This window comes from Limosilactobacillus coleohominis, assembly GCF_016901675.1.
GTDB lineage: Bacteria > Bacillota > Bacilli > Lactobacillales > Lactobacillaceae > Limosilactobacillus > Limosilactobacillus intestinavium.
Map to the genome: position 1 here is coordinate 1 of NZ_JACJKU010000114.1, position 2,831 is coordinate 2,831.

Sequence of the window (2,831 nt, forward strand, 5' to 3'; positions counted from 1 at the left end):
GTGCCCATAAAGGTCCTTCTTTCTAATGGAATGTTGTGGTAACACCATTAAAGACCTTTATGGGTTTTCTTGTCCACTTAAATGTTCAACTTATATTTTACAATCTGCCTATAAGAAAAAGCCTTAAACATCCGAAAATTCGAACGTTTAAGGTTTCTCCAAATAATACAATCACAGAATGCTAACCAATTTGTTAGCTTCTGGTATTCACCTTTAATTATTTAAAATAGTATCGTGCAGTGTCTAATGCTGACTGACTCATAATTTTCTTGCCATGTTCAGCCAATAATGACGGTGATGTTTTCACTAATTTACCGTACTCACTGGCAATAGCTTCATAATTTAGAATAGAATCAGAAGAATAGTTATTACCGTTTAAATCATGAACAACTAAATAGTATTTGTGATGATATAAGAACAAATCTGATGTTAAAGTATCATCATCCAAAACATTTGCTAATGAAATAAAGTCTTCAAAGTTCTCAAATTTGATAACAAATACATCCGAAACTTCATCTTTAACATTTGAATCATTAATTACTGAGTGTTGATGGTCATCATCAAAAGTTTTAGAATCGTGTCCCTTTAATTGGTCAGCAATCATTTTTGAAATCGAACTCATTCCAGAACCAGCATCACGCTTGTTCGTATTTTTAGAAATAATCAATTCTAAGCCGTCTTTAATTGGTAATGCTTGAAAAGTTACAGAATCATTCTTCTTAAATTCATGTTCCGTATCAACTTCAGATAAGATACTATAAAAAAAGTCTTCAATCTGCCTCTGATTACCAAGTAAATCAAGCATAGTGATTCCTCGTTCATCAAGATCATCTTGATCGATAATGACTTGAATCGTATTTTCATCGAGTCTCTTTTTCTCCATTATTACACCTCCAGTCATTATCGCCTAGTACATTAATTTTACCCAATTCATTTAACTAGTCAAGTCAATACTAAGATTGTAATTCAAGTAACCTCTTCTAAGAAATGTACTTAAATTAGTGTATAATAAACCAAGTAAAGGAGTGACATGTATGATTAAAACAATTAACTACGCACTTGGTTCAAAATCATATTTTAACGATGAAATAACAGCAAATCCTGACCGTCGGTTAGTAATTGCAGAAAACTTAACCACCGAAGACAACTATATCTTAATTGACCTATCTGATAAAACCAGTATCTTTGGATCGTCAATTCAATTAGAAACATTATACAACGTTGGCGATGATTTGTTTGATCACTTTCTTTTCTTACAGGCTTTTGATCTTGACGACGAAAAGCGGGCAATGCTTAAAAAAGTTGGACCAAAAGTGCTCGACGACACCATTAAAAATTTTGATGGAAAGATGGAAGGCGGATATTTTTCAACTCGGATGGACCACCCTCAAACACTAGTTATGTTAACGTTGTGGAAGACGAAAGAAGACCTGGATCAGTGGTTATCCAGCTCCACTTACCATCAATTAGATGACTACATTAATCAACAGCTACGAAACTTTACCGAAGTCTTTAAAGTTGTTGAAGATGAATAAGTTACGAAGCCTTGCAAACCTGCAAAGGCTTTTTTATTTTGGCAATGTTTGTAGCCCTAATTACCATCTAAAACATGATCAATTTCTGTCAATTCATCAGCAGAAAACTGTAAATTATCTAACGCTTTTACATCGTCAACTAGCTGAGCTGGGCGACTTGCACCAACCAATACACAAGCAATTTCTGGATGTCTCAAATTCCATGCTAATGCCATCTCTGCTAAGCTTTGGTGACGTTGCTTAGCAATTTCATTAAGCTTTTTAACTTTACTCAAAGTCTGTTCAACTTGCTCCTTATGTAGAAATGGACTAGTTGACTTTGCAGCACGAGAATCGTCTGGAATTCCATTTAAATACCTGTCCGTGAGAAGGCCCTGTGCAAGCGGACTAAAACAAACTGCCGCTTTATGATTCTCTCTTAACACCGGTAGTAAATCGTTTTCTATATGGCGATCAAACATGTTATAACGCGGTTGATGAATAATAAAGGGAGTATGTAGATCATTAAAAATTTTCATTATTGCATTAGTCTGTGACCCACTGTAATTAGAAATTCCGATATAAAGTGCTTTCCCTTCACGTACTAATTGGTCAAGTGCTTCTGCAGTTTCTTCAATTGGGGTTTCTGGGTCAGGTCGGTGTGTATAAAAAATATCTACATAATCAAGTTGCAGTCGCTTGAGACTTTGATTTGCACTGGCAATGATACTTTTACGTGATCCCCAGTTACCATAAGGTCCGTCCCACATTTCATAACCGGCCTTGCTGGTGATAATCATTTCATCTCGATAAGGCTTCATATCTGTAGCCATGATTCGACCAAAATTTTCTTCCGCACTTCCCGGAATTGGGCCGTAATTATTCGCTAAATCGTAATATGTGATTCCAAGATCAAATGCTTGATGAACAATTCTTTTTTGGTTTTCAAACGGATCAACACTACCGAAATTGTGCCAAAAGCCTAATCCGATTGCCGATAGTTTAAGTCCACTTCTACCCACCCTGTTATATATCATTTTCTGATAACGGTTTGAATTAGCTTGATACATAGATAAATCCTCCTACAAGGTAATCTTAAAACAAATAAATTATCAAATCCCCTTCAATACCTCTTCGTAAATTATAGACATTTAAGGCTTCACTCAAAAGATACCCTTTTATTCTATAATTTAGATGATTTTAGATTTAGGTTCTACACTATTCGGTACTGATGAGTTTTCATCAGTGCCGTTTTTGTATATGATGACAATAAAAAAGGACAATTACCCCAAAAAATACACACACGGTAATTGCCCT

Annotated in this window: 3 protein-coding genes; 1 reads left to right on the forward strand and 2 read right to left on the reverse strand. The window is 35.1% G+C overall.

Annotated elements, in window-relative coordinates; translation table 11 throughout:
* Positions 1 to 217: 217 nt before the first annotated feature.
* The gene (locus H5975_RS07735; protein ID WP_204785559.1) at positions 218 to 883 is read right to left on the reverse strand and encodes an adaptor protein MecA; all 666 of its coding nucleotides are present in this window, start codon (positions 881 to 883) and stop codon (positions 218 to 220) included.
* Positions 884 to 1,034: 151 nt separating this feature from the next.
* Between H5975_RS07735 and H5975_RS07740 the strand changes: the two genes are divergently transcribed.
* Positions 1,035 to 1,535 carry a hypothetical protein gene (locus H5975_RS07740; RefSeq protein WP_204785560.1) on the forward strand — a complete coding sequence of 167 codons (501 nt, stop codon included), beginning with the start codon at positions 1,035 to 1,037 and terminating at the stop codon, positions 1,533 to 1,535.
* A gap of 56 nt (positions 1,536 to 1,591) precedes the next feature.
* On the opposite strand, the gene H5975_RS07745 is transcribed toward H5975_RS07740, so the two are convergent.
* Positions 1,592 to 2,584: an aldo/keto reductase gene (locus tag H5975_RS07745; RefSeq protein WP_204785561.1), complete on the reverse strand. Its 993-nt coding sequence runs from the start codon at positions 2,582 to 2,584 to the stop codon at positions 1,592 to 1,594.
* Positions 2,585 to 2,831: the final 247 nt, after the last annotated feature.

Coding starts and splice junctions, on each gene's coding strand:
- H5975_RS07745 (WP_204785561.1), bottom strand. CDS start 2,584: ATGTATCAAGCTAATTCAAACCGTTATCAGAAAATGATATATAACAGG.
- H5975_RS07740 (WP_204785560.1), top strand. CDS start 1,035: ATGATTAAAACAATTAACTACGCACTTGGTTCAAAATCATATTTTAAC.
- H5975_RS07735 (WP_204785559.1), bottom strand. CDS start 883: ATGGAGAAAAAGAGACTCGATGAAAATACGATTCAAGTCATTATCGAT.